Origin of the sequence: Mesorhizobium sp. M7A.F.Ca.US.014.04.1.1 (genome assembly GCF_003998745.1) — a bacterium.
Classification (GTDB): domain Bacteria; phylum Pseudomonadota; class Alphaproteobacteria; order Rhizobiales; family Rhizobiaceae; genus Mesorhizobium; species Mesorhizobium ciceri.
This window is the reverse complement of sequence record NZ_RZRW01000460.1, coordinates 1-4,588: the sequence shown is the minus strand read 5'-3', so window position 1 is coordinate 4,588 and position 4,588 is coordinate 1. Positions and strand designations below refer to the sequence as shown.

General features: G+C 61.8%; 5 protein-coding genes and 1 pseudogene. 3 read left to right on the top strand and 3 right to left on the bottom strand.

The features are described from left to right. Nucleotides 1–8: 8 nt before the first annotated feature. The 3 genes and pseudogenes from EOA22_RS25005 to EOA22_RS24995 all read right to left on the bottom strand — a co-directional run. Nucleotides 9–272 (bottom strand): annotated as a pseudogene (locus EOA22_RS25005) (N-acetylmannosamine kinase); the annotation flags it as partial. A gap of 68 nt (nucleotides 273–340) precedes the next feature. After that, a complete protein-coding gene (locus EOA22_RS25000; RefSeq protein WP_027160933.1) occupies nucleotides 341–1,090 on the bottom strand; it encodes a GntR family transcriptional regulator in 750 nt (249 codons plus the stop codon). A gap of 130 nt (nucleotides 1,091–1,220) precedes the next feature. Next, nucleotides 1,221–2,006 carry an IclR family transcriptional regulator gene (locus EOA22_RS24995; RefSeq protein WP_013530438.1) on the bottom strand — a complete coding sequence of 262 codons (786 nt, stop codon included), beginning with the start codon at nucleotides 2,004–2,006 and terminating at the stop codon, nucleotides 1,221–1,223. A 98-nt stretch (nucleotides 2,007–2,104) separates the two neighbouring features. Between EOA22_RS24995 and EOA22_RS24990 the strand changes: the two genes are divergently transcribed. The 3 genes from EOA22_RS24990 to EOA22_RS24980 all read left to right on the top strand — a co-directional run. Next, nucleotides 2,105–3,205 (top strand): succinylglutamate desuccinylase/aspartoacylase family protein, encoded by a 1,101-nt coding sequence (locus tag EOA22_RS24990; protein WP_245478680.1) that lies wholly within the window; start codon nucleotides 2,105–2,107, stop codon nucleotides 3,203–3,205. Continuing rightward, complete coding sequence (locus EOA22_RS24985; protein ID WP_013530436.1) at nucleotides 3,195–4,133, top strand: threonine/serine dehydratase; 939 nt, start codon at nucleotides 3,195–3,197, stop codon at nucleotides 4,131–4,133. The genes EOA22_RS24990 and EOA22_RS24985 overlap by 11 nt, the downstream gene beginning before the upstream one ends. Nucleotides 4,134–4,291: 158 nt before the next feature. Next, nucleotides 4,292–4,588, top strand: a 297-nt coding sequence (locus tag EOA22_RS24980; protein WP_164755799.1) for a substrate-binding domain-containing protein, incomplete at its 3' end; no start/stop codon positions are given.

Genomic DNA, 4,588 nt, shown 5'->3' with positions numbered 1-4,588 from the left:
CCCGCCTAGGCCAGCGCCTCGACATCGGCCAGATAGGGCGTGATGCGCACGGGGCTGTCGGTCAGATCGCGCTTGACGATCCCGATGATCGGCTCGCGGACGGCCAGGCGGGCGGCCGCGACATAGGGCACGGATTCGATGCGCAGGGCCTTGGCTCCGGCTTCAAGAGCGGCCCTGGCAAAGCCCGTCACGAATTGCGCACTGTCCATCGGGCCGCCGGGAACCGGCTGGCAGGACACGATGAGACTGTTGGCGATGTCTTCCCGCTGCACGTCGGCACTCCCCTGTCGCCATCACGATAAATGGAAAATACCAGATTACAACCAGTTCATAACTGGTATTATCTTTGCAGCTCGAAGACGAAGTCGTAGACGTCTCCCTTGTAGCGTGTCTCGCAGTATTCCACGATCTGTCCGTCGGCGAGAAAGCAGCGGCGCTCGGTCATCAGCAGCGGTGCGCCCATCTCGCAATGAAGGTGTCTTGCATCCTCCAGCGATGCGCCGCGCGAGCGCATGCGCTGGATTGCCCTCTGAGGCAGGAAGCCGCGTGCATCTAGCGCTTCATAGAGGGAGTCCTGAACCATCTCGGGCGAAGGAAGGAAGCGAACCGGCACGGCCGAGACCTCGACGGCGATCGGCGCGCCATCGGCCGTCCGCACGCGGCGCATGCGGATTACATTGGTGTTTGCGGCAATACCCAAAGCCATCATTTCGGCTGGCGATGGACGGCTTATCTGTTTGGAAAGCCATAGGCATCCAGGCTTCAGGCCGCGCGCCAGAATGTCCTCCGAAAAGCTCGTCAGCGTCGAAAGCGATTTTTCGACCCGCGACCCGATCTCGGTTTTGGAACCATGCCGGCGATTGAGCTGCCCTTCCTCTTCGAGCAACGCCAGAGCTTTTCTCACAGTGACACGCGAGATCGACAGGGCTTCCGCCAGAACCCGCTCGCCCGGCAGAACCGCGCCGGCCTTCAAAGCGTTGGAACGGATCGCTGCCTCGATCGCCGATTTCAACCGTCGGTAAAGCGGCACATCGGAGGCTGTCGCTTCCATCTCCCGACTGACAAGCCCGATCAGGTTCACGGTTGTCATTGCTCTTCCTCCCGCGCGAGAAGCACCCAGGATCAAAACATTCCTGACTGGACCCATACTGGTATTATCAATCCGGTGCAAACGTCCCGCGGGCGGTGCCTCGTCCGCGCCGTCAGCGCACCACGGCCCCTCAGCGAACCCGCGGTGACAGCTTCATGGAGATGCGATCGCAGGCAGCACGCAGGACCTCCAGAGTAAAGGCATGGCGGCTTTCACGCGTATGGCGATTGATATAGGCGACGATAATGGAGGCGACGGCGCTGCCGTCCGGTCCGATGACCGGACAGCAGATATCGGTGATGCCGACGAAATCACGGCTCTCGCGCATCCAGTAACCGTCCGCGCGGATGGTACGAAGCTGCTTTTCCAGCGCCTCTCGATCCAGCGGCGCCGGCGAATGTGCCGCACATTCGTCGATCATCCGCGTCGCGACCTTTGGCGGCTGGAAGGCAAGGATCACATGGCCGGAGGTCGCGTCGGTGGCCAGGCGGCCGTAGCCGAGGCGCAGCGTGAACGCCATGTCCTCGCCGCCGGGAACGGCCGCGGTCACGACAGTCAAGCCATGATTGAAGACGACCAGGTGCGGCGACTGATTTGAGTCCCCGGCAATCCGCGTCAGCTCGGGCATTGCGGCGGACATGAGATCCTGAGCGCTCGGCGTGTGCAGCCCCAGCTTGAAAAGCTTGTCGGTCAACGAATAGGCGTCGGTCTCGGCGTTGCGCTCGATATATTGACGCTCCTGGAGCGCGATCAGCATCCGGAAAATCTCATTCTTCGAACGACCGAGGCCTTCCGCGATCTCCTTCATCGTCAAGGGCGCTCGCGCCTCCGCCAGCAGCTCCAGGACATCCAGACCCTTCGTCAGCGCCGGGGCCGAATAGGTCGGTTTGCCACTCTCTTTTGCGTCATCTGCCATTCGAAGAATCCCCGGTGGTCCACGCACGATAGAGACAAGAAATCGGAATTGCCATTGGTTTTATATCCAAACTTGACACCATATATAAAACTGACATGATGACGGGGACAATGAATTTCGAGGCCGAGCCGATGACCGTCCAGAGACCAGCAAACACTGTCCGCGCGACCATCACGCCCCGGAACAACAGTGTTTACACGTCGGTCGATTTCGATCGCGAGGGCAAGCAGATCGGCTTCTTCCATGTGCCCCAATCGCCGCACGACGATGCCTGGGGCACGGTCCGCGTTCCGCTGGCCGTCATCAAGAACGGAGACGGTCCGACGGTCCTGATCGAGGGTGGCAACCACGGCGACGAATATGAGGGGCCGATCGCGCTCGGCGAGCTTCTGCGCGAGATCGATCCACGGGATATAGCCGGTCGCATCATCGCGATTCCGGCCATCAACATTCGGGCCGTCGAGGCCGGCACCCGCACCTCCCCGGTCGACGGGTTGAATTTCAACCGCAGTTTTCCAGGCGATTTCAACGGCACGCTGACAAGCCAGATAGCGGCCTATGTGCATGACATCCTGTTTCCGAAGGCCGACTATTTCCTGGATCTCCACTCCGGCGGTTCGTCCCTGATGATCCTGCCGAGCGCGATCATCGAGCCCTCCCCGACCGCGCAGGGGCATCGCAAGAACATCAAGGCGACGCTCGCCTTCGGGGCGCCGACCGTTGTCATGGTCGACAATCTCGGTGAAACCCGGACCTCGACCGCGTCCGCCAATCACCAGGGGCTGATCGTCATCGGCAGCGAGATGGCCGGCGGCGGCCTTGTCAGTCCGGATGCGTTGGCCATCTGCCGCAGGGGCATCCGCAATGTGCTGAAACATGCAGGCGTCCTGAAGGGCGCGCCTGACATTGCCCCTGGCGCCAACGCACGCGTGCTCAAGGTGCCCGGAAGCGAAGGCTATCTGCTTTCCGAGGAGGACGGTGTCTTCGAACCCTTGAGCCCCCTCGGCAGTGCCGTCAGCAAAGGCGACCTTGCCGGACGCATTCACTTCCTCCACACGCTGTCGCGCGCGCCCATCGATCTCCTTCACCCCATCGACGGCATCGTTTTCGCCAAGCGTCAACCCGGCCGCGTGCGCCCGGGGAATTGCTGTTTCGTGCTGGCCAACGAATATCCGGAGGCACTGACCGATGAGCCATGAAGACATCATGGCGGCTGCCCGGCGCATTGCCCCCTTCATACGGCGCACCCCGGTCGTCAAGCTCGACCATGCCACGGGCGCGAACCTCCAAAATGATGTCTATTTGAAACTCGAATGCCTCCAGGTGAGCGGCTCCTTCAAGATCCGGGGCGCCACGAACCGGGTGAAAACGCTCGAGCCGGGCCGGATCGAAAACGGACTGGTCGCCGCATCCGGCGGCAATCACGGCCTGGCCACCGCCTATGTGGCTGCCCGGGCCGGCGCTCCCGCCACCATCTACCTGCCGAACAATGCAAGCCCGCTGAAGGCGGAAAAGCTGCGCAAATGGGGCGCTGACGTTCGCTTCGAAGGCAAGGTCTGGGATGAAGCGCATGAGGCTGCATTGGCCGAGGCAAAAGCGCGCGGCGCCTTCTACATGCATCCCTTCGCCGATGCGCAGATCGTGTCCGGCCAGGGAACCGTGGCGCTGGAGATGGTCGACCAGATTCCCGATGCCGACATCTACATCGTCGCGATCGGCGGAGGCGGCCTCATCAGTGGCATGTCCGAAGTCCTGAAGCACGTCAAACCCGACGCCAGGATCGTTGGTGTCGAGCCGACCGGTTCACCGACCCTTCACGCCTCCCTGACTGCCGGCCGTGTCGTTCGCTTGCCCGAGATAACGACGAAGGTGGCGACCATGGCCTGCGGCCGCACGGACGAAAGTATCTACGAGATCGTCGCCAAGCACGTCGACGACATCGTCCTTGTCGAGGATGCGGACATGCAGAAAGCCGCTGAATTGCTCTGGTTCGAATTCGGCATCGCCGCCGACCTCAGCGGCGCGGCATCGCTGGCCGCGTTGATGAGCGGAGCTTTCAAGCCACCGCGCGGCGCCCGCATCGCCGGGCTTGTCTGCGGCGCCGGTGTCGAAGGCCTGAACGGCTGAGGTCGAGAAAGGCCGGTCCACGCAAGACGCGGCCCGACATGGATACGGCACGAGTGCCGCGGAATACCGCCGGAATGCCTGTCGCTGGGACGGTCGTCGTGCGGGACATGAAAAAGAGGCGAAGAATCGTCCTGTCGCAACAAGAGGAGAACTGAAACATGCGCATTTCCCTGAAAGCATCCATTGCTCTGCTTGCACTCGCCATCGCAACGCCCTCGCTTGCCGCGGAAAAGGTTCTTGGACTTGCGGCAATCGACTTGCAGAACTCCTTCTTTGTCCGCATGAAGGAAGCCGGCGACGTGGCTGCCGCCGACTATGGGGTGAAATCCACCTGGCAGAGCGCCGAGGGTAGCCTGGAAAAACAGGTCAGCATCATCGAGAATTTCATCAATCAGGGCGTCAGCGCGATCCTGATCGATCCGATCGACAAGAACGCGGTCATTCCGGTGATCCAG